Below are 20,498 nucleotides of genomic sequence, written 5' to 3'. Positions count from 1 at the left end.
CATCATGACCATCATCGTCACCGGCGCGGCCGGGTTCATCGGCAGCAATATCGTGAAGGCGCTCAACGATCGCGGCGAACATCGCGTGATCGCCGTCGACAACCTGACGCGCGCCGACAAGTTCAAGAATCTCGTCGATTGCGAGATCGACGACTATCTCGACAAGACCGAGTTCGTCGAGCGTTTCAAGCGCGGCGACTTCGGCAAGGTACGCGCGGTGTTCCACGAAGGCGCCTGTTCGGACACGATGGAAACCGACGGCCGCTACATGATGGACAACAACTTCCGCTACAGCCGCGACGTGATGGACGCGTGTCTCGAGCAGGGCGCGCAGTTCCTGTATGCGTCGTCGGCGGCGACTTATGGCGGGTCGAGCCAGTTCGTCGAGGACCGCGAGTTCGAAAAGCCGCTGAACGTCTACGGCTACTCGAAGTTCCTCTTCGACCAGATCGTGCGCCAGACGCTTCCGAAGGCGAAGAGCCAGATCGTCGGATTCCGCTATTTCAATGTCTACGGGCCGCGCGAGACGCACAAGGCGCGCATGGCGTCGGTGGCGTTTCACAACTTCAACCAGTTCCGCGCCGAGGGCAAGGTCAAGCTCTTCGGCGAGTACAACGGCTACGCGGCGGGCGAGCAGACCCGCGATTTCGTGTCGGTCGAGGACGTGGCGAAGGTCAACCTCTTCTTCTTCGATCACCCGGAGAAGTCGGGCATCTTCAATCTCGGCACGGGCCGTGCGCAGCCGTTCAACGACATCGCATCGACGGTCGTGAACACGCTGCGCTCGATGGACGGCGAGGCGACGACGCTGTCGCTCGCCGAACTCGCGCAGCGCGGGCTGATCGAGTACATCCCGTTTCCCGACGCGCTGCGCGGCAAGTATCAGTGCTTCACGCAGGCGGATCAAGCGAAGCTGCGCGCCGCGGGCTATGACGCACCGTTTTTGAGTGTGCAGGAAGGCGTTGACCGCTACGTGCGTTGGCTGTTCGGCCAGCTATAAAAGGCTGGCGCGTTTTTTTAAACTGGGTCTCACGGTCAGCGACGGACGCTGGCCGGTTCCTCAAGGTTCTTCAAGGGAGACTCAGATGATCAAAAAAGTAATCGCAGCGTTCGCGCTCGCCATGTCGGTCGGTTCCGCTCTCGCGGCCGTCGACGTCAACACCGCCAATACCGATGCGCTGCGCGGCATCAAGGGCATCGGTCCGGCAAAAGCCAAAGCCATACTTGACGAGGGCGACGCGCACGGCCCGTTCAAGGACGCCGCCGAAATGCGCAAGCGCGTCAAGGGCATGGGCGGCAAGACGATGGAACGCCTGCAGGCCGAAGGGCTCACCATCGGACCGGCCGGCAAGACGGCCGCCGCAGCGCACGCGGGCTCCGGCGCGCTTGCGGCCAATGCGGCTGCGGCTGCGGCGGCGCATCAACCGGTCGTCGTGAAGAAGTAGACGCGGCGCGGCGCATGCAGCCGACGCGCCGGTCGGCTCGTGCGCCGCGCAACGCGGGTTGAAACAGCTCGGTGATTGGCTCCCACGGCACCGCCGCGGGCTTTTTGCCGTCGAGGCCACAGCGCATGAACAACCCCAACCCCTGTAACCGATAGGGGCGGGCGGCAGCGAAAGGACCGCTGGGCTACAATCGGTGGATTCCCCGCATCCCAATATTCACGCATCGGCTGCACTAGCGGCCGCACACAGCACCGCTTATGGCTTACATGACAATCGAAGACACGATCGGCAATACGCCGCTCGTGCAGCTCGTCCGTCTGACGGACGACGACATCCGCAGCCGCAATAACGTCCTTCTCGGCAAGCTGGAAGGCAACAATCCGGCGGGCTCGGTGAAGGACCGTCCGGCGCTCTCGATGATCAAGAAGGCCGAAGAGCGCGGCCGCATCAAGCCCGGCGACACGCTGATCGAAGCGACGAGCGGCAATACCGGCATCGCGCTCGCGATGGCCGCCGCCGTGCGCGGCTACAAGATGGTGTTGCTGATGCCCGAGGACCTTTCGGTCGAGCGGCGCCAGAGCATGGCCGCTTACGGCGCGCAGATCGTGCTGACGCCGGTAACGGGCGGCATGGAATACGCACGCGATCTCGCCGACCAGATGCAGCGCGAAGGCAAGGGCGTCATCCTCGACCAGTTCGCGAATCCCGACAATCCGCTCGCGCACTATGAGACGACCGGGCCGGAACTGTGGCGGCAGACGGAAGGGCGCATTACGCATTTCGTCTCGGCGATGGGTACGACCGGTACGATCATGGGCGTGTCGCAGTACCTGAAGGAACAGAACGAGAAGATCGAGATCGTCGGGGCGCAGCCGGAAGAGGGCTCGCGCATTCCGGGCATCCGCAAGTGGCCCGAGGCTTATCTTCCGAAGATTTTCGACCGTAGTCGCGTTGATCGTGTGGAGAACGTGAGTCAGGCGGCATCGGAAGCGATGGCGCGCCGGATGGCATCGGTCGAGGGGATTTTCAGCGGGATTTCGTCGGGCGGCGCGTGCGAAGTCGCGTTGCGCATCGCGCGGCAGGTGGAGAACGCGACGATCGTGTTCATCGTCTGCGATCGTGGCGATCGGTATCTTTCGACGGGTGTTTTCCCCGCGTGAAGGTCTAGCACGTCTCAAAGTACAGAAGGCCGTTCATTTGAACGGCCTTCTGTACTTTGATGCGGCTTCAGAAACGTCACTGCACCGTCGACGTTCCCGTATCGCCCGCCGCGATGCGCGCCTTCACCGCCTCGCCCAATTGATACACCGACAACGCATAAAAGAAACTGCGGTTGTAGCGCGTCAGAACGTAGAAATTCTTCGTACCAAGCGTGTATTCGGTCGGCCGTCCCGGCGTCGGCAAATCGACGACCGTCACCGGCGTTCCCGCCTCCGAAGCCGTATTCAACGACGGCTCGTTCAGCAGCATGCCCGCTTTGAGCAATTGCGCGAGCGACCAGTGCGGCTCCGGCGCGCCATCGGCCGCCGCCTGCGCGATGCCCTGGCTGCCGACATCGCCCGCGATGCGCCACACGACCGGACGCCCACCTTCCCAGCCGTGCTTGTTCAGGAAATTCGCGACGCTGCCGATCGCGTCGGCCTGGCTCGTGCGCAGGTCGATGCGGCTGTTGCCGTCGTAATCGATTGCGTATTGCACGATGCTGCTCGGCATGAACTGCGGAATGCCGATCGCGCCGGTGTACGAGCCGAGCACGGTGGACGGATCGATCTGCGCGTCGCGCGTCCAGACGAGCAGGTCTTCGAGGTTCTTGCGGAACGTCGCCTGCCGCTCGGCGCGATTCGGCGTGTTCGGGTAATCGAAGGTGAGCGTGGTCAGTGCATCGAGCGCGCGGAAGTTGCCCATGTAGCGCCCGTAGATCGTCTCCACGCCGATGATGCCGACGATCACCTCCGGCGGCACGCCGTATTGCTCCGACGCGCGCTGCAGCGTGGCCTGATTCGCGCGCCAGAACTTCACGCCGGCGTTGATGCGCACCGGCTCGATGAAGCGCCCCTGATACGCGCGCCAGTTCTTTGTGGCGGGCGTCGGCGCGGGCGTCACGAGCTTGACCGCGGTCGTCGAATAGCTGACGCGATTGAACAGGTCGTGCAGCGCGCTTGAATCGAAGTCGTAGCGCGCGACCATGTCGTTGATGAACGCATCGACATTCGGGTTTTTCGCGTAGCGCTGCGGCACGATTTCTTCTTCGAAGTCCTGCCCTTGCGGCGTCGCGGTTTGAGGCTGCGACTGTGACTGCGACTGCGCAAAGGCACTGCCGGCGGCGAGGGCGCCGAGAGCACAAACGAGGAAGGCTTTGGAGACGACGGTGGCGAGTGAGTGCGGCTTGAACGCGTCGGGCAAATCAAGCGGAGCAAACTTGAAGGTCATAGTGTGCGCGGTTGTGACGATGTGTGGCAGTGCGTCGAGTGTCGGGGCAGTATAACCGACGCCCTTAAGCCCGCATGCCGCCTCGAAGCCCTGAATTAACGGCAGGGACGGGAATAAACGGTGTGGTAACTTAACGTCAATCGCGCGGCGTGTGGCCGTGCGTATGACGAAAAGACACGAGACACGCGGTCCGGCGCACACCGGCCGCAGAAAGCCTATGGCGACCGCCTTCTATTCCCACCCTGACTGCCTTCTCCACGACATGGGTCCGTGGCATCCCGAATGCCCGGACCGTTTGAAGGCGATCGAAGACCAGTTGATCGGAAGCCGCATCGACGCCCTGATCGAGCGCGAAGAAGCGCCGCTTGCAAGCGAGATCGACCTCGCGCGCGTGCACACGCAGGCGCACATCGACTTCGTGCGGAAGTGCCAGCCGACCGAGGGCCGCGCCGAAATCGATCCCGACACGCTGATGTGTCCGCATTCGTATCAGGCGGCGTTGCGCGCGGCGGGCGCTGCGATCGCCGCGACCGATGCCGTGATCGAAGGCCGCTACGACAACGCGTTCTGCAGCGTGCGCCCGCCCGGCCATCACGCCGAACCTGCGCGCGCGATGGGGTTCTGCTTCTTCAACAACATCGCCGTTGCGGCGCGCCATGCGCTGGAAGTGCACGGCCTGCAGCGCGTCGCGGTGATCGATTTCGACGTGCATCACGGCAACGGCACGGAAGCCGCGTTCGCGGGCGACCCGCGCGTCCTGATGTGCAGCTTCTTCCAGCATCCGTTCTATCCGTATTCCGGCGCCGACAGCCAGGCGCCGAACATGGTCAACGTGCCGATGCCCGCGCGGACCGCGGGCATGGCCGTGCGCGAGGCGGTGGATCTGCTGTGGCTGCCGCGGCTCGACGCGTTCAAGCCGGAGATGATCTTCGTGTCGGCGGGGTTCGACGCGCATCGCGAGGACGATCTCGGCAACATGGGCCTCGTCGAGGACGATTACACGTGGCTCACGCAGCAGATCCGCGCGGTGGCCGATCGTCACGCGAAGGGGCGCATCGTGAGTTCGCTTGAGGGCGGATACAACCTGTCGGCGCTCGGACGCAGCGTCGTCGCGCACGTGCGGGCGCTGGCCAATATCTGAACGGCGCGGCGGCTACATCCGCGAGCGCTGAAGATTGGCGCGCACGAGCGTCCAGTCGATCAGCGCGCGGATCACGCGATCGCGGTCGAGATCGTTCAGCGTCTCGTGAAAGCTGCCTTCCAGCATCAGAAGCGTGCTGTCGGTCGAGCTTGTGGCCGCTTCGAAATCGCGGCTGCCGTCGGGTTCAGTGAGCTTGTCGGCGGTACCGTGGAAGACGAAGAGCGGCAGCGCGATCGACGCGCGTTTCGCTTCGATGCGCGTCATCCCGGCGAGCAACTGGGCGCCGGTGCGGGCGGGAATCGCGTCGTGATGGACGAGCGGGTCGCGCCGGTTCGCCTCGACGACACCCGACGCCCGCGACAACAGCGCCGGATCGATCGTCAGCGCCGGGAAGCGCGGCCTGATTGCGCCGATGATCTTCCCCAGCGCGAGTTGCCAGCGCGGCACGTCGCGGCCGGGTTTCAGCGCGGCGCTCGACAGGATCAGCCCCGCGAGCTTGCGCTTCGCCGCCCGCTCGGCGACGTACAGCGCCGCGATCGTTCCGCCCATGCTGTGGCCCATCAGGAAGAGCGGCACGCCAGCCGGCGCGCTCGTCTCGGCGACTTCGACGAGCACGTCGGCGTCGAGCAGATAATCGTCGAAACGATCGATCCACACGCGTTCCCCCGACGAGCGCCCGTGTCCGCGCAAATCCACCGCGATCAATTCGATGCCCGCCGCGTTCAGCCGCTGCGCGAAGGCGTCGTAGCGTTGCGCGTGCTCGGCGAGCCCGTGCAGCAGCGCAATTCGCGCAAGAGGCTTCCCCGCCTGCCAGCGATGCAGGAACAACTCGACGCCCTGACGCGTCTTGACGGTACTCGTGGAATACATGTCCTTAAATGCCCCGAAGTAATTAGCGGCATGGAAATCATTATTAAAGCGAATGATAAGCGTGCGGTAAAATTTCAGATTAAGACTACGAACTTCGACGGCGGCCGGCGGCCCGGGTGCGACACCCGCGCGGAGCCTCCGCCGTTTGCATTTACATGATCGAAATACGCAATCTGTCACAACGCTTCGCCGGGCCGCGGGGCTGGGTCGAAGCGCTGCATAACGTCAATCTGACGATTCCCGCCGGCGAAGTCTTCGGCATCATCGGGCGAAGCGGGGCCGGCAAAAGCACGCTGGTCCGCACGATCAACCTGCTGACGCGCCCGAGCGAAGGCAGCGTGATTGTCGAGGGGCGCGATCTCACCACGCTTTCCGCCGCCGATTTGCGTGCCGCGCGCCGCGACATCGGCATGATCTTCCAGCATTTCAACCTGCTCTCGTCGCGCACGGTGTTCGACAACGTCGCGCTGCCGCTCGAACTCGCTGGCATGAAGCGCGCCGAGATCGAGGCGACCGTCCTGCCGCTGCTCGACCTCGTCGGCCTGACGACGCAGAAAGACCGCTATCCCGCGCAGATCAGCGGCGGGCAGAAGCAGCGCGTGGGCATCGCGCGGGCGCTGGCGAGCAAGCCGAAAGTGCTGCTCTCGGACGAAGCGACTTCCGCGCTCGATCCCGAAACCACGCGCTCGATCCTCGACCTCCTGCGCAAGATCAACCGCGAACTGGGCTTGACGGTCGTGCTGATCACGCACCAGATGGACGTGATCAAGCAGGTCTGCGACCGCGTCGCCGTGCTCGACGCGGGGCGCGTGGTCGAAGAGGGGAACGTGGTCGACGTGTTCATGCAGCCGCATCACGAAGTCACGCGCGCGCTGATCGGCGACGTGATCGCGCACGAGTTGCCGCCCGCGATGAAAAAACGCGTCGCCGAGCGGCTGAAGACGGGCAGCGGCCACTTGCTGCGGCTTGCGTTCACGGGCTCGGGCGTCGATCAGCCGATTCTCTCGGAGACGATCCGCCGCTACGAGCTCGATTTCAACATCCTGCACGGTCAAATCGACGAGATTCAGGGCCAGGCGTTCGGCTCGCTCGCGGTGCTGGCGGGCGGGCAGCCGGTCAAGGTCGCCGAGGCGATCACTTTTTTGCGCTCTCAGGGCGTGGTGGTGGAGGAGCTTTCGTATGTTGAGTGAAATGTTCGACATGTTCGTGCAGTCGTTCTGGGAAACACTCGTCATGGTCGGCATCTCTGGGCTCGTGGGCGCCGCGATCGGCCTGCCGCTCGGCGTGCTGCTCTATCTCACCGACCGCGACGGCGTTCTGCAGAACCTCGGCGTGAACCGCGTGCTCGGCGGCATCGTCAACGCGGTGCGCTCGACGCCGTTCATCATCCTGCTCGTCGCCGTGATTCCGTTCACGCGGCTCGTGGTCGGATCGTCGATCGGCACGGCGGCGGCGGTCGTCCCGCTGACGATCGCCGCCGCGCCGTTCATCGCGCGGCTCGTCGAGACGGCGCTGCGCGAAGTCGACCGCGGCCTGATCGAAGCCGCCCAGGCGATGGGCGCGACCACCCGCCAGATCGTCTTTAAGGTGCTGCTGCCGGAATCGCTGCCGGGCGTCGTCGCCGGGCTGACGATCACGTTCGTGTCGCTCGTCGGCTATTCGGCGATGGCGGGCGCGATCGGCGGCGGCGGTCTCGGCGATCTCGGCATCCGCTACGGCTATCAGCGCTTCTTGCCCGAAGTCATGCTGACGGTGGTCGTGATCCTGATCGTGTTCGTGCAGCTCGTGCAGTCGTTCGGCGACTGGCTCGTGCGGCGTCTGAGCCACAAGTAACGTCAATTTTTCCATTAAAAACAAAGGCCAATCCATGCAACGCCGATTTATTCTCAAGTTTGCCGCCGCGCTCTCCGCGGCCACGCTGTTCGCGAGCACCGCCGCTCACGCCGATGAAGCCATCAAGCTGGGCGTCACGGGCGGCCCGCACGCGCAGATCATGGACGTCGTCAAGCAGGTCGCGGCGAAGAACGGGCTGAAGATCACGGTCGTCGAGTTCTCGGACTACGTGCAGCCGAACGCCGCGCTCGCCGCTGGCGACCTCGACGCGAACAGCTACCAGCACGCGCCGTATCTCGACGCGCAGGTGAAGGACCGCGGCTACAAGCTGATCAAGGTCGCCGATACGGTCACGTTCCCGATGGGAATCTATTCGAAGAAGGTGAAGTCGCTCGCCGAACTGCAGCCGGGCGCGCGCATCGCCGTGCCGAACGATCCGACCAACGGCGGCCGCGCGTTGCTGCTGCTCCAGAAGCAGGGCCTGCTCAAGCTGCGCGCCGACGCCGGATTGAAGGCGACGCCGCTCGACATCGTCGAGAACCCGAAGAAGCTGAAGATCGTCGAACTCGATGCCGCGCAGATCCCGCGCTCGCTCGGCGACGTCGATGCCGCCGCGATCAACACCAATTTCGCGATGGAAGCGGGCCTGAAGCCGAAGTCCGACGCGATCGCGATCGAAGACCCGAAGGGACCGTATTCGAACATCATCGCGATCCGCGCCGCCGATAAGGACAAGCCGTGGGTCGCGAAGCTGGTCGCGGCGTACCACTCGTCGGAAGTGAAGCAGTACATCGAAGGGAAGTATGCGGGCGCGGTGATCGCGGCCTGGTGAGCGGCGGTCGAGACGTACCCGGGTTTCTTTGTATATGAAATAGAACGATCGTTCTATATTATCTCAACCATTGCTGATTGTCCGTCTGCCTGGCGGCCGCTCCCGGCCATTCCGCGGTCCGGGGGCGCGTGTCGCTCGTATAATGAGACGCTGGGTTGACGTAATCGTAACTTTGGAGCGTGTGCATGAAAATCCTGGTGCCAGTGAAAAGAGTGGTCGACTACAACGTGAAAGTCCGCGTGAAATCGGACGGCAGCGGCGTCGATATCGCGAACGTGAAGATGTCGATGAACCCGTTCGATGAGATTGCTGTTGAAGAAGCGGTGCGCTTGCGTGAGGCGGGTGTGGCGACTGAGGTTATTGCTGTGTCGTGCGGCGTGACGCAATGTCAGGAAACGCTGCGTACGGCAATGGCCATTGGCGCCGATCGCGCGATTCTCGTCGAATCGACTGAGGAATTGCAGCCGCTGGCGGTCGCGAAGATCCTGAAGGCGCTGGTGGATAAGGAGCAGCCTCAACTGGTCATCCTCGGCAAACAAGCCATCGATGACGATTCGAATCAAACCGGTCAGATGCTCGCTGCGTTGGCTGGCCTGCCGCAGGCGACGTTTGCCTCGAAGGTTGTGGTCGCCGATGGCAAAGCCACGGTGTCGCGTGAAGTCGATGGCGGTTCGGAAACGCTGTCGCTGAAGCTTCCCGCCGTGATCACCACCGACTTGCGCCTGAACGAACCGCGCTACGTGACGCTGCCGAACATCATGAAGGCAAAGAAGAAGCCTTTGGAAACGTTGAAGCCCGCTGACCTTGGCGTCGATGTCACGCCGCGCCTCAAGACGCTGAAAGTCGCCGAGCCGCCCAAGCGCTCCGCCGGTGTGATGGTGCCGGACGTGAAGACGCTGGTCGACAAGCTGAAGAACGAAGCCAAAGTGCTTTAAAGGGAGACAAGCATGGCAATTCTGGTAATCGCAGAGCACGACAACGCATCGATCAAGGCGGCGACGCTGAACACCGTTGCAGCGGCCACGAAGATCGGCGGCGATATTCACGTACTAGTCGCGGGTTCGAACGCGCAAGCCGCAGCCGATGCTGCCGCGAAAATCGCAGGCGTTTCGAAGGTCCTGCTCGCCGATGCCCCGCAACTCGCCGATGGACTGGCTGAGAACGTCGAAGGGACGGTGCTGACGATTGTGAAGGACCCGGCGAAGGATTATTCGCACATTCTGGCTCCGGCTACCGCTTACGGTAAGAACATCGCACCGCGTATCGCCGCGCATCTGGACGTCGCGCAAATCAGCGATATCACCGCCGTCGATTCCGCCGATACGTTCGAACGCCCGATCTACGCCGGTAACGCGATCTCTATCGTGCAATCGAGCGATCCGATCAAGGTGATCACCGTCCGCTCGACGGGTTTCGATCCGGTGGCGGCAGAAGGCGGTAGCGCATCGGTGGAGAAGATCGAAGCGGCCGCCGACGCAGGCATCTCGCAATTTGTTAGCCGCGAGCTCACGAAGCTGGATCGTCCGGAACTGACGTCGGCTTCAATCATCGTGTCGGGCGGCCGTGGTCTGGGCAACGGCGAGAACTACACGAAAGTTCTGGAACCGCTCGCGGACAAGCTCAACGCGGCGCTCGGCGCATCGCGCGCAGCCGTCGATGCAGGTTTCGTCCCGAACGATTACCAAGTCGGCCAAACCGGCAAGATCGTGGCACCGCAGCTGTATGTCGCAGTCGGGATTTCGGGCGCGATCCAGCATTTGGCCGGGATGAAAGACAGCAAGGTCATCGTCGCGATCAACAAGGACGCGGAAGCGCCGATCTTCGGCGTCGCCGATTACGGCCTTGTCGGCGACCTGTTCACCGTCGTACCGGAACTGGTGAAAGAACTCGGCTGATTCACCGAAACCGAAACCAGCCAGCACGCAGGGCAAAAAAAGGGGCGCGACGATCGTTTGCGCCCCTTTGCACATCTGGAGCAGGAGCAGACCATGAGCTACGCGGCACCCGTGAAGGACATGCTGTTCGTCATGAAGGAACTGGCTGATCTGGAGCGCATCGCGGCGCTGCCGGGTTTCGAGGACGCGAATCTCGACACCGCGCAGGCGGTGCTCGACGAAGCCGCGAAATTCAACGGCGAAGTGCTCGCGCCACTCAATTTCGAAGGCGATAAAAATCCGAGCGCGTGGCGTGACGGCGAAGTCACGACGACGCCCGGTTTCAAGGAGGCCTTCCGCCAGTTCAGCGAAGGCGGCTGGCAGGGCGTGATGCATCCGGTCGAATACGAAGGTCAGGGCTTGCCGAAGCTCATCGCGACGCCCTGTATCGAAATGCTGAACGCCGCGAACATGTCGTTCGCGCTGTGTCCGCTGCTGACGGACGGCGCGATCGAAGCGCTGCTGACCGCCGGCACCGAGGCGCAGAAGCAACTCTACGTGCCGAAACTGATCTCGGGCGAGTGGACCGGCACGATGAACCTCACCGAGCCGCAAGCCGGCTCCGATCTCGCCCAAGTCCGCACGCGCGCCGAGCCACAAGGCGACGGCAGCTACAAGCTTTTCGGCACAAAAATTTTCATCACGTACGGCGAGCACGACCTCGCGAAGAACATCGTCCATCTCGTGCTCGCGCGCACGCCGGACGCACCCGAAGGCGTGAAGGGCATCTCGCTATTCCTCGTGCCGAAGTACAACGTCAACGCGGACGGCTCGCTCGGCGAACGCAACGACGTACTTTGCGTCTCGATCGAGCATAAGCTCGGCATCAAGGCGAGCCCGACCGCCGTCCTGCAATACGGGGACCACGGCGGCGCGACCGGGTATCTGATCGGCGAGGAGAGTCGCGGGCTGGAGTACATGTTCATCATGATGAACGCGGCGCGCTTTGCGGTCGGCATGCAGGGCATCGCGGTGGCGGATCGCGCGTACCAGAAAGCCGTCGCCTACGCGAAGGAGCGCGTGCAAAGCCGCCCGGTCGACGGCTCAGCGAAACAGCCGGTGACGATCATCCACCACCCCGACGTGCGCCGCATGCTCGCCACGATGCGCGCGCTGACCGAAGGCGCCCGCGCGCTCGCGTACGTGGCGGCCGCGCATTCCGACCTCGCACGCCATCATCCGGACGAAAAGGCGCGCGTGAGCCACCAGGCGATCTACGAGTTCCTCGTTCCGATCGTGAAGGGCTGGAGCACGGAAATGTCGATCGATGTCGCGAGCCTCGGCGTGCAGGTGCACGGCGGGATGGGCTACATCGAGGAGACGGGCGCCGCGCAGTTTTACCGCGACGCGCGCATCCTGACGATCTACGAGGGCACGACCGCGATCCAGGCGAACGACCTGATTGGCCGCAAGACCATGCGCGACGGCGGCGCGACCGCGCAGGCGCTGCTCGCGCAGATCGACCAGACGATCGCCGCGCTCGCCGAACGCGACGGCCAGCCGTTCGCATCGATGCATAGGCATTTGAGCGCGGGGAGTTTGTCGCTGGCTCGCGCGATCGAGTTCGTCGTCGCGAAGGTCAAGAGCGATCCAAACGCCGTCTTCGCCGGCAGCGTGCCGTATCTGAAGCTGGCGGGGATCGTGTTGTCAGGCTGGCAGATGGCGCGGGCGTTGCTCGCGGCGAGCGACAAGCGCGGGGAGGACGAGTCTTTCTACAGCGCCAAGATCGCGACCGCGCAGTTTTACGCGGAACATGTGCTGTCGATGGCGCCGGGGATCGAGGCGTCGATCGTCAGCGCGAGCGGCGATCAAGGCGTCCTCGCATTGCGCGAAGATCAGTTCTGAAATTTGTGTCGCAGATGTAAAAACGGCGCCCCGCGGGGCGCCGTTCTCGTTCAAGCCTCGTTCAAGCCTTCGCGTAAGACGGCCGCGTATTCACGCGCGTCTCGCCGAAGTAGCGATGCACCGACAAATCGTCCGATTGAATCGCCGGCTGCTTGCCCGACATCAGATCGGCGAGCAACTGGCCCGAGCCGCACGACATCGTCCAGCCGAGCGTGCCATGACCGGTGTTCAGGAACAGGTTCGGCACCTGCGTACGGCCGACGATCGGCGTGCCGTCCGGCGTCATCGGGCGCAGACCCGTCCAGAACGTTGCCTTCGACGTGTCGCCGCCGCCGGGGAACAGGTCGTTCACGCACATTTCGAGCGTCTCGCGGCGCGCTTGCTTGAGGCTCTTGTCATAGCCGACGATCTCCGCCATCCCGCCGACGCGAATCCGGTCGTCGAAACGCGTGATTGCGATCTTGTAGGTCTCGTCGAGCACGGTCGAAACCGGCGCAGACGCCGCGTTCACGATCGGCGCGGTGATCGAATAGCCCTTCAGCGGATAGACCGGGATCTTGACGAGATCGCCGAGCAGCGTCTTCGAATACGAGCCGAGCGCGACGACATACGAGTCGCCCTGCACGATCTCGTTGCCGCATTTCACGCCGGCGATACGGCCGTTAGCCATGGCAAGCGCGTCGATCGACGTGTTGTAGCGGAACTTCACACCGAGCGCTTCGGCCATCGCGGCGAGTCGCGTGGTGAACTTCTGGCAGTCGCCGGTTTCGTCGTTTGGCAGGCGCAGGCCGCCCGTCAGCTTGTGCGATACGGCGGCAAGCGCAGGCTCGGCCTTGAAGAGTTCAGCCGGCGAAAGGAGCTCGAACGGCACGTTTGCGTCCTTCAGCACGGCGATGTCCTTCGCGGCGCCGTCGAGTTGCTGCTGAGTGCGGAACACCTGCAGCGTGCCGCCAGTGCGGCCTTCGTACTGGATTCCGGTATCTGCGCGCAGCGCTTGCAGACAATCGCGGCTGTATTCGGCGAGGCGCACCATGCGGCCCTTGTTGACCGTGTACCGGTCCTGCGTGCAGTTCTGCAGCATCTTCCACATCCACTGCAGCTGGAACGCCGTGCCGTCGAGGCGGATGGCGAGTGGCGCGTGCTTCTCGAACATCCACTTGACGGCCTTCAGCGGCACGCCGGGTGCCGCCCACGGCGACGCATATCCGGGCGAAATCTGGCCGGCGTTGGCGAAACTCGTTTCGAGGGCGGGGCCGGCTTCGCGGTCGATGACCGTGACTTCGTGACCCGCGCGGGCGAGGTAATAGGCGCTCGTGACGCCGACGACGCCGCTTCCCAGGATGACGATACGCATGAGTTCTCCGTGCTGAATTCGAGATTGTCGTCACTCATGCGCGTTCGAAAGTGGATCGAAGCCGTGATTGACGGTTGGGCCAGTGTTATCGACTATACTATTGAGATATCACTAGTTTTTGTTATTGTTTTTGGTCGATTTTCAGTGGAAAACCATGAGAACGCAGCGTAATCCGGTCCGCGCGCTAGATAAGCTCGATCACAAGATTCTTCTTATCCTTCAACAGGATGGGCGGATCGCAATGAAGGACCTGGCGGAGCGCGTTGGGCTGTCGGTGACGCCTTGTATCGAGCGCGTGAAGCGGATGGAGCGTGACAACGTGATCACCGGCTACTACGCGCGTGTGAACCCGGTCGCACTGGGCGCGGCGCTGCTGGTTTTTGTGGAAATTACGCTCGATCACAAGAGCGGCAACATGTTCGAGCAGTTTCGCCGCGAAGTGCAGCGCATTCCCGAAGTGCTTGAATGCCACCTCGTCTCAGGTGATTTCGACTATTTAATCAAGGCGCGCATCGGCGAAATGGCCGATTACCGGAAGCTCCTCGGCGACATCCTGTTGCAATTGCCGGGGGCGGTGCAGTCGAAGAGTTACGTGGTGATGGAAGAGATCAAGGAGACGCTGACGATTCCCGTCGACGTCTGATTTGCACTTTGCGGGTTGCTCGTGTGTACTGTATATTTGTACAGTATTTTTATGTTCACGGCCACCCGCCATGCCCTCAGACGACCGCGAATTTCCCGTCGCTCCGCCAATGCCGCTCAAAGGACGGGGTGCCGTCACGAACCTGCAGGGACGTTACGAGAAAGACGAGCGCGAACGGATCGACGACGGCTGGCTGCACGCAACAGATAGCGAGGACGACGCGCCGCCTCTGCGCACTCAAGTGTTTGAAGAGCGCGCGAAAAGCATCCTGACGCGCAATTCGTCGCCGGATATTCCGTTTTCGGTTTCGCTGAATCCGTATCGAGGCTGCGAGCACGGCTGCATCTACTGCTTCGCCCGGCCGACGCACAGCTATCTCGGTTTGTCGCCGGGGCTGGATTTCGAAAGCCGCATCTACGCGAAGATGAACGCGGGCGAGTTGCTCGAACGCGAACTCGCGAAGCCGTCGTACCAGCCGGAGCCGATCGCGCTCGGCGTCAATACGGACGCTTATCAACCGGTCGAGCGCGATCTGCGACTGACGCGCCGGGTGATCGAAATCCTGCATGAGCGCGGACATCCGTTCGCGGCGATCACGAAGTCGTCGCTGATCGAGCGCGACATCGACCTGCTCGCGCCGATGGCCGAGCGCGGCCAGGTGATGGCGGCAGTCACCATCACCACGCTCGACGCCGATATCGCGCGCACTTTGGAGCCGCGCGCGGCAACGCCGTCGCGGCGCCTTCGCACGATCCGCACGCTGAGCGAGGCGGGGATTCCGGTCGGCGTGAGCATCGCGCCGGTGATTCCGTTCGTCACGGAGCAGGACATGGAGCGCGTGCTGGAAGCCTGCGCGGGCGCGGGCGCGACGAGCGCGAGCTACATCGTGCTGCGTCTGCCGTGGGAAGTAGCGCCGCTGTTCAAGGACTGGCTGGCCGCGCATTTTCCGGATCGCGCGGACCGCGTGATGAGCCGTGTGCGCGACATGCGCGGCGGCAAGGATTACGACTCAAATTTCGCGACGCGGATGAAAGGCGAGGGCCTCTGGGCCGACATGCTGAAGCAGCGTTTCCAGAAGGCGACGAAGCGGCTGGGGCTGAACGCCCGACAGCGCGGGATTCTCGATATGTCGGGGTTCAGCCGCTCGGAGCACGAGCAAGCGAAGGCGCCCTCTAGCCCGCAAATGACGCTGTTCTGACGCCTACGCTTACTGCGACAGTTGCTTCGCCGCCTGGACCTGACCTTCGAAATAGGTCTGGAACGTAAGCGCGAGGCCGGTCATGAGCAAAAACGCGCCGATCAGCAGCGAGAAAATCACGACGAATATGACCGTCCAGCCGGAGCGGCTGTGCCGGCCGGTGTGCGCGTTGAACTGCGCGTCCCACTTCGCGTCGGGGCGCAGCCCATAGACGATCGCCGACAAAAACGCCGCCAGCAACGACACGGCGCCGGGGAACGCGAGAACCCAGCCGAGCATCGACGCGCGCTCGGTCGCGGCGAGCAGCATATAACCGACAACCCCGAGCGCGATCCCGACGATATGCGCCCAGCCGAACTTGTCCCGCATTCCATATAGATAGAAGCGATGCGCGCCGAGGCTGCCGAAGAAGAAAGCGAGCGCCGCGGTGAGGGTTTTCGAACGGAAGCGCTGCGCGGCGGGCTTGCCGGACACATTCGATGCGGGCGGTTGCGTGGCGGAGGACGAGGAATTCATCGGCGAAGGCTGGAAGCGGAGTGAAAAAAGCGAAGACACGCTTGACGCCCGCATTCTACGCTGCACGAAGACGGCCGGTCTTGTGCGGCGGGGTTAAAATGCGGCTATTTCCCGTCCCGACGAAGCCGAAGCGCCTCGCGTCGTCGGGACATATAGCGATTAATCGGGTTAAGTGTTTGTTAAGGCTCCGGTTTCCCGCTATAATCGCGTGTTCTGGTAGTTCCGAACCCCGGTTTTCTAAGGATTTCAGCATGGTCATCATCCGCTTGGCTCGTGGCGGCTCCAAGAAGCGCCCGTTTTACAACATCGTCGCAACTGATTCGCGTAGCCGCCGTGACGGCCGCTTCATCGAGCGCGTGGGTTTCTACAACCCCGTCGCGACCAAAGGTGAATCGCTGCGCATCGCGCAAGACCGCCTGACCTACTGGCAAGGCGTTGGCGCGCAACTGTCGCCGACCGTCGAGCGTCTGGTCAAGCAATCGCAACAAGCTCAGCCGGCTGCCTAAGTGAAGTTCGGCGGTGGCGCGCGCTGCAAGCCGGCGCGCAACATCCAGTCGAGATTCGCTGCCGAGGTTCGGTCGAGATTTGCTGAAGGATTCGCCAATGTCCGCGCGTGAAGTGAAGCCAGCGGCGAAGCCGGAAGACAAAGAGGCTGCCACGTTCGGTGCGTTCGTCCGCAAGCCGGGAACGCGCCGCGTGGCTGCTGACGTTTCTGGCGGCGAGCAAGCGGGCGTCATCGAGCCGGTCGAAAACCTGCCGGACGACGCAATCGAGGTCGGCGCGGTCGTCGATGCGTATGGCCTGAAGGGCTGGGTCAAGGTCGTGCCGCACGCAAATGCAGGTCGCGGCGGTGACGCGATGCTGGCCGCGAAACGCTGGTGGCTCGTGAAGGGCGCGGATCGCAAGTCGGCGCGTTGCGTGCAGTCGAAGGTGCATAGCGACACGATCGTCGCGCATCTTGCCGGCTGCGCCGACCGCGATGAAGCGCTCGCGCTGCGTGGCCACGCGGTGCACGTTTCGCGCAACGATTTCCCGAAGCTCACCGACGAAGACGAGTTCTACTGGGTCGATCTGATCGGCCTGGATGTCGTGAACGAGGCGGGCGTGGCTTTGGGCCAGGTCGCCGACATGATCGACAACGGCGCGCATTCCATCATGCGCATCGAATATCCGGCGACGTCGAAAGACGGCACGCCGACCACCGGCGAGCGGCTGATTCCGTTTGTCGGCGTGTATGTGAAGACGGTGGATCAGGCGGCGAAGAAGATCGTCGTCGACTGGGACGCCGACTATTAAAACCTGCAACGAACGGAGAGAGCGATGCAGTTCGATGTCGTGACGCTCTTTCCCGAAATGTTTCGCGCATTGACCGACTGGGGCATCACCAGCCGGGCGGTGAAGCAGGAACGGTTCGGTCTGCGTACGTGGAATCCGCGCGATTTCACGACCGACAACTACCGGACCATCGACGATCGTCCTTATGGTGGTGGTCCCGGTATGGTGATGCTGGCGCGCCCGCTCGAAGACGCGATCACCGCGGCGAAAGCGGCGCAGGCGCAGCAGGGAATCGCCGTTACGCGGGTCGTGATGATGTCGCCGCAAGGCGCCACGCTCGACCATGATCGCGTGATGCGGTTCGCGCAGGAGCCGGGTCTCATCATGCTGTGCGGGCGGTATGAAGCGATCGACCAGCGGCTGATCGACCGCGTCGTCGACGAGGAAGTGAGTCTCGGCGATTTCGTGTTGTCCGGTGGCGAATTGCCAGCAATGGCGCTGATGGATGCAGTCGTGCGGCAGCTTCCGGGCGTGCTGAACGATTCGCAGTCGGCGGTGCAGGACAGTTTCGTCGACGTGCTGCTCGATTGTCCGCATTACACGCGTCCCGAAGAATACGAAGGCGCGCGCGTCCCCGATGTGCTGCTTGGCGGTCATCACAAGGAAATCGAAGCGTGGCGGCGCCGTGAAGCGCTGAAGAACACGCTGATGAAGCGCCCCGATCTGATCACGCGGGCGCGCAGGAACAAGATGTTGAGCCGTGCCGACGAGGCATGGCTCGCAAATCTCGCGAAAGAGGCATCGAAGGCCGACTAGGCCGGCGGTCCGAACGTCGCGGGAACCCAGGCGGCGCCGTCCGATGGAAGGCGCCAGTTGCAAACCCATCCTCTACCGGGGCCACGCAAAGCGAGGCACACAACTCCGGCAAGATGGCACAAGGAAACAATCATGAATCTGATTGAAAAACTCGAGCAGGAAGAAATCGCGCGCGCACTCGGCGAAAAGACCATCCCCGAATTCGCCCCCGGCGATACGGTGATCGTCAGCGTCAACGTGGTCGAAGGTACGCGCAAGCGTGTCCAGGCTTACGAAGGCGTCGTGATCGCGAAGCGCAATCGTGGTCTGAACTCGAATTTCATCGTCCGCAAGATTTCGTCGGGCGAAGGCGTCGAGCGTACGTTCCAGACCTACTCGCCGCTGCTCGCGAGCATCGTTGTGAAGCGTCGCGGTGACGTGCGTCGTGCAAAGCTGTACTACCTGCGCGATCGCTCGGGCAAGTCGGCTCGGATCAAGGAAAAGCTGGTCTCGAAGGACCGTGCTGCTTCCAAGGCTTAAGAGCTGCACACCGAAAAAAGCACCCATCCGGGTGCTTTTTTCTTTGGTGTGTTCAAATTGGTTTTCCGCCTCCCTCCGTTCCCTCTGTGTCCCCAAGCAAGCAATCGACCCCGCGCATCCTCGAGCCTGAACTTCTGCCCGTCGTTTCGACCGGAGACAACCTGCCGCCCGTTCCCCCCGAGCGCCTGACGCCCGATGGCCTGCGCGCACGTTTCACGCAGACGCTCGAGTGGTCGCAGGAAGCGCCCGAAGCGCGAATCAAGGCGATCGGCGGCGATCCGCGTGTGGCGTCGGTGCTGGTGGCGCTCGTCGTGCGCGAAGCGGGGCTGACCGTGCTGCTCACCCAGCGTGCCGATCACCTGTCGGACCATGCGGGACAGATCAGCTTCCCAGGCGGCCGCCGCGAACCCGAAGACGCCGATGCCGCCGCCACCGCCTTGCGCGAAGCGCAAGAGGAAGTGGGGCTGGCGTCGGAGCACGTCGAGGTGCTCGGCGCGCTGCCGGACTATTTGACGGGCACCGGCTTTCGCGTGACGCCGGTCGTCGCGCTGGTGCATCCGCCGTTCGCGCTCGAGGCCGATACGCTCGAAGTCGCCGACATTTTCGAGGTGCCACTCGCCTGGCTGATGAACCCCGCGAATCACCAGGTGCGCCTTTTCCAGTGGGAAAACGGCGAGCGTCGTTTTTTTGCGATGCCTTACGCCGCCAGTGAAAAGCAGGCTCCGTATTTCATCTGGGGCGCAACGGCCGGCATGTTGCGCAATTTCTACCGCTTCCTCGCGGCGTGAGCGCGCGAGGGCAAGCCAGGCTTATCGGCGGCCAATTCGTTAGTGCACTAAACGCGTGCGGCGCTGTGCTATCGTTACGCGAAATTCGTATAACCCGAATGTCTCGGCGCTTCGCATGACTTTTTTCTCTGTATTGCTGGCTCTCATCATCGAGCAGGTGCGCGCGCTCTCGCCGCACAATCCCGTCGCCGCGCTGCTCAAATATCATGCGGAATCCGCCGCGCATGGGTTCGATGCCGGCAAGCAGAAGCACGGCATTCTCGCGTGGCTCGTCGTCGTGCTGCCGTGGACGCTCGCGGTCGGCCTCATCTATTACGTGCTGTTCCGGATCAACTTCGTGCTGGCGTTCCTGTGGAACGTCGTGATCGTGTACTTCACGCTCGGCTTCCGGCAGTTCAGCCACTATTTCACCGATATCCACCTCGCGCTCAACAATGACGACGTCCCGCGCGCCCGCGAAGTGCTCGCCGAGTGGACCGGGCTCGACACCGTCGACATGCCCGTCAGCGAGATCGTGCGCCACACGCTCGTGCATGCGGTCGTGGCGTCGCATCGGCATGTGTTCGGCGTGTTCTTCTGGTTCCTGATCCCGGTCGGGCCGGCCGGCGCGGTGTTCTACCGGATCGCCGAGTATCTGGCGCGGTCGTGGGGCACGCCCAGCGAGGAGCGTTCGGCGCCGTTTTCGTCGTTTGCGCGGAAGGCGTTCTTCTTCATCGACTGGGTGCCGGCGCGGTTGACGTCGCTCGGGTTCGCGATCGTCGGTAATTTCGAGGATGCGATCTACGCGTGGCGCAATCACGCGCGGCAATGGCCGGATGCGAACGAGGGCGTGTTGCTCGCGGCCGGTAGCGGTGCGCTGGGCGCGCGGCTCGCGGGGCCGCTCGCGGAGCCGCTGAGCGTGGAAGCGCTCGCTGTCGGCGATGCGAGCCCGCTGCCCGTCGGCGACGACTGCACGCCGCGCACGCTGCAATCGGCCGTCGGGCTGGTGTGGCGCGCGGTGGTCCTGTGGATGCTGCTGCTTTTGATGCTGACGATCGCCGTCTGGCTCGCCTGAGCCGC

Annotated in this window: 22 protein-coding genes; 18 read left to right on the top strand and 4 right to left on the bottom strand. The window is 63.2% G+C overall.

Going from position 1 to position 20,498, the window contains the following annotated elements:
• The first annotated feature begins 4 nt into the window (after positions 1-4).
• The 3 genes from rfaD to cysM all read left to right on the top strand — a co-directional run bounded on the left by rfaD (position 5) and on the right by cysM (position 2,605).
• Entirely contained in the window at positions 5-1,000 is a 996-nt protein-coding gene (gene rfaD / locus AWB67_RS10435; RefSeq protein ID WP_087656169.1) for an ADP-glyceromanno-heptose 6-epimerase, read from the top strand.
• Between the two features lie 85 nt (positions 1,001-1,085).
• A complete protein-coding gene (locus AWB67_RS10430; protein WP_087656168.1) occupies positions 1,086-1,445 on the top strand; it encodes a ComEA family DNA-binding protein in 360 nt (119 codons plus the stop codon).
• A 257-nt stretch (positions 1,446-1,702) separates the two neighbouring features.
• Positions 1,703-2,605: a cysteine synthase CysM gene (cysM, locus tag AWB67_RS10425; RefSeq protein ID WP_087656167.1), complete on the top strand. Its 903-nt coding sequence runs from the start codon at positions 1,703-1,705 to the stop codon at positions 2,603-2,605.
• Between the two features lie 76 nt (positions 2,606-2,681).
• On the opposite strand, the gene mltB is transcribed toward cysM, so the two are convergent.
• Entirely contained in the window at positions 2,682-3,875 is a 1,194-nt protein-coding gene (mltB, locus tag AWB67_RS10420) for a lytic murein transglycosylase B (RefSeq protein ID WP_087656166.1), read from the bottom strand.
• A gap of 217 nt (positions 3,876-4,092) precedes the next feature.
• On the opposite strand from mltB, the gene AWB67_RS10415 reads away from it, so the two are divergent.
• A complete protein-coding gene (locus AWB67_RS10415; RefSeq protein WP_087656165.1) occupies positions 4,093-5,016 on the top strand; it encodes a histone deacetylase family protein in 924 nt (307 codons plus the stop codon).
• 12 nt (positions 5,017-5,028) lie between these two features.
• On the opposite strand, the gene AWB67_RS10410 is transcribed toward AWB67_RS10415, so the two are convergent.
• The gene (locus tag AWB67_RS10410; protein ID WP_087656164.1) at positions 5,029-5,886 is read right to left on the bottom strand and encodes an alpha/beta hydrolase; all 858 of its coding nucleotides are present in this window, start codon (positions 5,884-5,886) and stop codon (positions 5,029-5,031) included.
• Positions 5,887-6,041: 155 nt separating this feature from the next.
• On the opposite strand from AWB67_RS10410, the gene AWB67_RS10405 reads away from it, so the two are divergent.
• The 6 genes from AWB67_RS10405 to AWB67_RS10380 all read left to right on the top strand — a co-directional run bounded on the left by AWB67_RS10405 (position 6,042) and on the right by AWB67_RS10380 (position 12,330).
• Entirely contained in the window at positions 6,042-7,076 is a 1,035-nt protein-coding gene (locus tag AWB67_RS10405; RefSeq protein ID WP_087656163.1) for a methionine ABC transporter ATP-binding protein, read from the top strand.
• Positions 7,066-7,719, top strand: coding sequence for a methionine ABC transporter permease (locus AWB67_RS10400; RefSeq protein WP_087656162.1), 654 nt, complete (start codon positions 7,066-7,068; stop codon positions 7,717-7,719). The genes AWB67_RS10405 and AWB67_RS10400 overlap by 11 nt, the downstream gene beginning before the upstream one ends.
• Before the next feature lie 34 nt (positions 7,720-7,753).
• A complete protein-coding gene (locus AWB67_RS10395) occupies positions 7,754-8,551 on the top strand; it encodes a MetQ/NlpA family ABC transporter substrate-binding protein (protein ID WP_087656161.1) in 798 nt (265 codons plus the stop codon).
• Between the two features lie 185 nt (positions 8,552-8,736).
• Complete coding sequence (locus tag AWB67_RS10390; protein ID WP_087656160.1) at positions 8,737-9,486, top strand: electron transfer flavoprotein subunit beta/FixA family protein; 750 nt, start codon at positions 8,737-8,739, stop codon at positions 9,484-9,486.
• 12 nt (positions 9,487-9,498) lie between these two features.
• Positions 9,499-10,446 carry an electron transfer flavoprotein subunit alpha/FixB family protein gene (locus tag AWB67_RS10385; RefSeq protein WP_087656159.1) on the top strand — a complete coding sequence of 316 codons (948 nt, stop codon included), beginning with the start codon at positions 9,499-9,501 and terminating at the stop codon, positions 10,444-10,446.
• Between the two features lie 93 nt (positions 10,447-10,539).
• A complete protein-coding gene (locus tag AWB67_RS10380) occupies positions 10,540-12,330 on the top strand; it encodes an acyl-CoA dehydrogenase (protein ID WP_087656158.1) in 1,791 nt (596 codons plus the stop codon).
• A gap of 61 nt (positions 12,331-12,391) precedes the next feature.
• On the opposite strand, the gene AWB67_RS10375 is transcribed toward AWB67_RS10380, so the two are convergent.
• The gene (locus tag AWB67_RS10375) at positions 12,392-13,684 is read right to left on the bottom strand and encodes a D-amino acid dehydrogenase (RefSeq protein WP_087656157.1); all 1,293 of its coding nucleotides are present in this window, start codon (positions 13,682-13,684) and stop codon (positions 12,392-12,394) included.
• A 154-nt stretch (positions 13,685-13,838) separates the two neighbouring features.
• Here AWB67_RS10375 and AWB67_RS10370 point away from each other — a divergent pair, with 154 nt between their 5' ends.
• Positions 13,839-14,327, top strand: coding sequence for an Lrp/AsnC ligand binding domain-containing protein (locus AWB67_RS10370; RefSeq protein ID WP_087656156.1), 489 nt, complete (start codon positions 13,839-13,841; stop codon positions 14,325-14,327).
• Positions 14,328-14,397: 70 nt separating this feature from the next.
• On the top strand, positions 14,398-15,525 hold the full coding sequence (locus AWB67_RS10365) for a PA0069 family radical SAM protein (RefSeq protein ID WP_087656155.1): 1,128 nt from the start codon (positions 14,398-14,400) through the stop codon (positions 15,523-15,525).
• 9 nt (positions 15,526-15,534) lie between these two features.
• On the opposite strand, the gene AWB67_RS10360 is transcribed toward AWB67_RS10365, so the two are convergent.
• Positions 15,535-16,041, bottom strand: coding sequence for an NINE protein (locus tag AWB67_RS10360; RefSeq protein WP_087656154.1), 507 nt, complete (start codon positions 16,039-16,041; stop codon positions 15,535-15,537).
• A 251-nt stretch (positions 16,042-16,292) separates the two neighbouring features.
• On the opposite strand from AWB67_RS10360, the gene rpsP reads away from it, so the two are divergent.
• From rpsP to AWB67_RS10330, 6 genes are all read left to right on the top strand, one after another.
• On the top strand, positions 16,293-16,547 hold the full coding sequence (gene rpsP / locus AWB67_RS10355; protein WP_035925539.1) for a 30S ribosomal protein S16: 255 nt from the start codon (positions 16,293-16,295) through the stop codon (positions 16,545-16,547).
• 97 nt (positions 16,548-16,644) lie between these two features.
• On the top strand, positions 16,645-17,337 hold the full coding sequence (gene rimM, locus AWB67_RS10350; RefSeq protein WP_087656153.1) for a ribosome maturation factor RimM: 693 nt from the start codon (positions 16,645-16,647) through the stop codon (positions 17,335-17,337).
• Between the two features lie 24 nt (positions 17,338-17,361).
• Positions 17,362-18,132, top strand: coding sequence for a tRNA (guanosine(37)-N1)-methyltransferase TrmD (gene trmD / locus AWB67_RS10345; protein WP_087656152.1), 771 nt, complete (start codon positions 17,362-17,364; stop codon positions 18,130-18,132).
• Between the two features lie 132 nt (positions 18,133-18,264).
• Entirely contained in the window at positions 18,265-18,651 is a 387-nt protein-coding gene (gene rplS / locus AWB67_RS10340; RefSeq protein ID WP_087656151.1) for a 50S ribosomal protein L19, read from the top strand.
• Between the two features lie 86 nt (positions 18,652-18,737).
• A complete protein-coding gene (locus tag AWB67_RS10335) occupies positions 18,738-19,439 on the top strand; it encodes a CoA pyrophosphatase (RefSeq protein ID WP_087656150.1) in 702 nt (233 codons plus the stop codon).
• 115 nt (positions 19,440-19,554) lie between these two features.
• Positions 19,555-20,493, top strand: a complete 939-nt coding sequence (locus AWB67_RS10330; protein WP_087656149.1) for a CobD/CbiB family protein — start codon at positions 19,555-19,557, stop codon at positions 20,491-20,493.
• Positions 20,494-20,498: the final 5 nt, after the last annotated feature.

The sequence above is a fragment of the Caballeronia terrestris genome (genome assembly GCF_001544515.1).
Taxonomy (GTDB): domain Bacteria; phylum Pseudomonadota; class Gammaproteobacteria; order Burkholderiales; family Burkholderiaceae; genus Caballeronia; species Caballeronia terrestris.
Note: the sequence above shows the minus strand (reverse complement) of the source record. Positions and strands in the feature narration are given on the sequence as shown.

Excerpts from the sequence above, each read along its gene's own strand:
- rfaD (WP_087656169.1), top strand. The coding sequence starts at position 5 with ATGACCATCATCGTCACCGGCGCGGCCGGGTTCATCGGCAGCAATATC.
- AWB67_RS10430 (WP_087656168.1), top strand. The coding sequence starts at position 1,086 with ATGATCAAAAAAGTAATCGCAGCGTTCGCGCTCGCCATGTCGGTCGGT.
- cysM (WP_087656167.1), top strand. The coding sequence starts at position 1,703 with ATGGCTTACATGACAATCGAAGACACGATCGGCAATACGCCGCTCGTG.
- mltB (WP_087656166.1), bottom strand. The coding sequence starts at position 3,875 with ATGACCTTCAAGTTTGCTCCGCTTGATTTGCCCGACGCGTTCAAGCCG.
- AWB67_RS10415 (WP_087656165.1), top strand. The coding sequence starts at position 4,093 with ATGGCGACCGCCTTCTATTCCCACCCTGACTGCCTTCTCCACGACATG.
- AWB67_RS10410 (WP_087656164.1), bottom strand. The coding sequence starts at position 5,886 with ATGTATTCCACGAGTACCGTCAAGACGCGTCAGGGCGTCGAGTTGTTC.
- AWB67_RS10405 (WP_087656163.1), top strand. The coding sequence starts at position 6,042 with ATGATCGAAATACGCAATCTGTCACAACGCTTCGCCGGGCCGCGGGGC.
- AWB67_RS10400 (WP_087656162.1), top strand. The coding sequence starts at position 7,066 with ATGTTGAGTGAAATGTTCGACATGTTCGTGCAGTCGTTCTGGGAAACA.
- AWB67_RS10395 (WP_087656161.1), top strand. The coding sequence starts at position 7,754 with ATGCAACGCCGATTTATTCTCAAGTTTGCCGCCGCGCTCTCCGCGGCC.
- AWB67_RS10390 (WP_087656160.1), top strand. The coding sequence starts at position 8,737 with ATGAAAATCCTGGTGCCAGTGAAAAGAGTGGTCGACTACAACGTGAAA.
- AWB67_RS10385 (WP_087656159.1), top strand. The coding sequence starts at position 9,499 with ATGGCAATTCTGGTAATCGCAGAGCACGACAACGCATCGATCAAGGCG.
- AWB67_RS10380 (WP_087656158.1), top strand. The coding sequence starts at position 10,540 with ATGAGCTACGCGGCACCCGTGAAGGACATGCTGTTCGTCATGAAGGAA.
- AWB67_RS10375 (WP_087656157.1), bottom strand. The coding sequence starts at position 13,684 with ATGCGTATCGTCATCCTGGGAAGCGGCGTCGTCGGCGTCACGAGCGCC.
- AWB67_RS10370 (WP_087656156.1), top strand. The coding sequence starts at position 13,839 with ATGAGAACGCAGCGTAATCCGGTCCGCGCGCTAGATAAGCTCGATCAC.
- AWB67_RS10365 (WP_087656155.1), top strand. The coding sequence starts at position 14,398 with ATGCCCTCAGACGACCGCGAATTTCCCGTCGCTCCGCCAATGCCGCTC.
- AWB67_RS10360 (WP_087656154.1), bottom strand. The coding sequence starts at position 16,041 with ATGAATTCCTCGTCCTCCGCCACGCAACCGCCCGCATCGAATGTGTCC.
- rpsP (WP_035925539.1), top strand. The coding sequence starts at position 16,293 with ATGGTCATCATCCGCTTGGCTCGTGGCGGCTCCAAGAAGCGCCCGTTT.
- rimM (WP_087656153.1), top strand. The coding sequence starts at position 16,645 with ATGTCCGCGCGTGAAGTGAAGCCAGCGGCGAAGCCGGAAGACAAAGAG.
- trmD (WP_087656152.1), top strand. The coding sequence starts at position 17,362 with ATGCAGTTCGATGTCGTGACGCTCTTTCCCGAAATGTTTCGCGCATTG.
- rplS (WP_087656151.1), top strand. The coding sequence starts at position 18,265 with ATGAATCTGATTGAAAAACTCGAGCAGGAAGAAATCGCGCGCGCACTC.
- AWB67_RS10330 (WP_087656149.1), top strand. The coding sequence starts at position 19,555 with ATGACTTTTTTCTCTGTATTGCTGGCTCTCATCATCGAGCAGGTGCGC.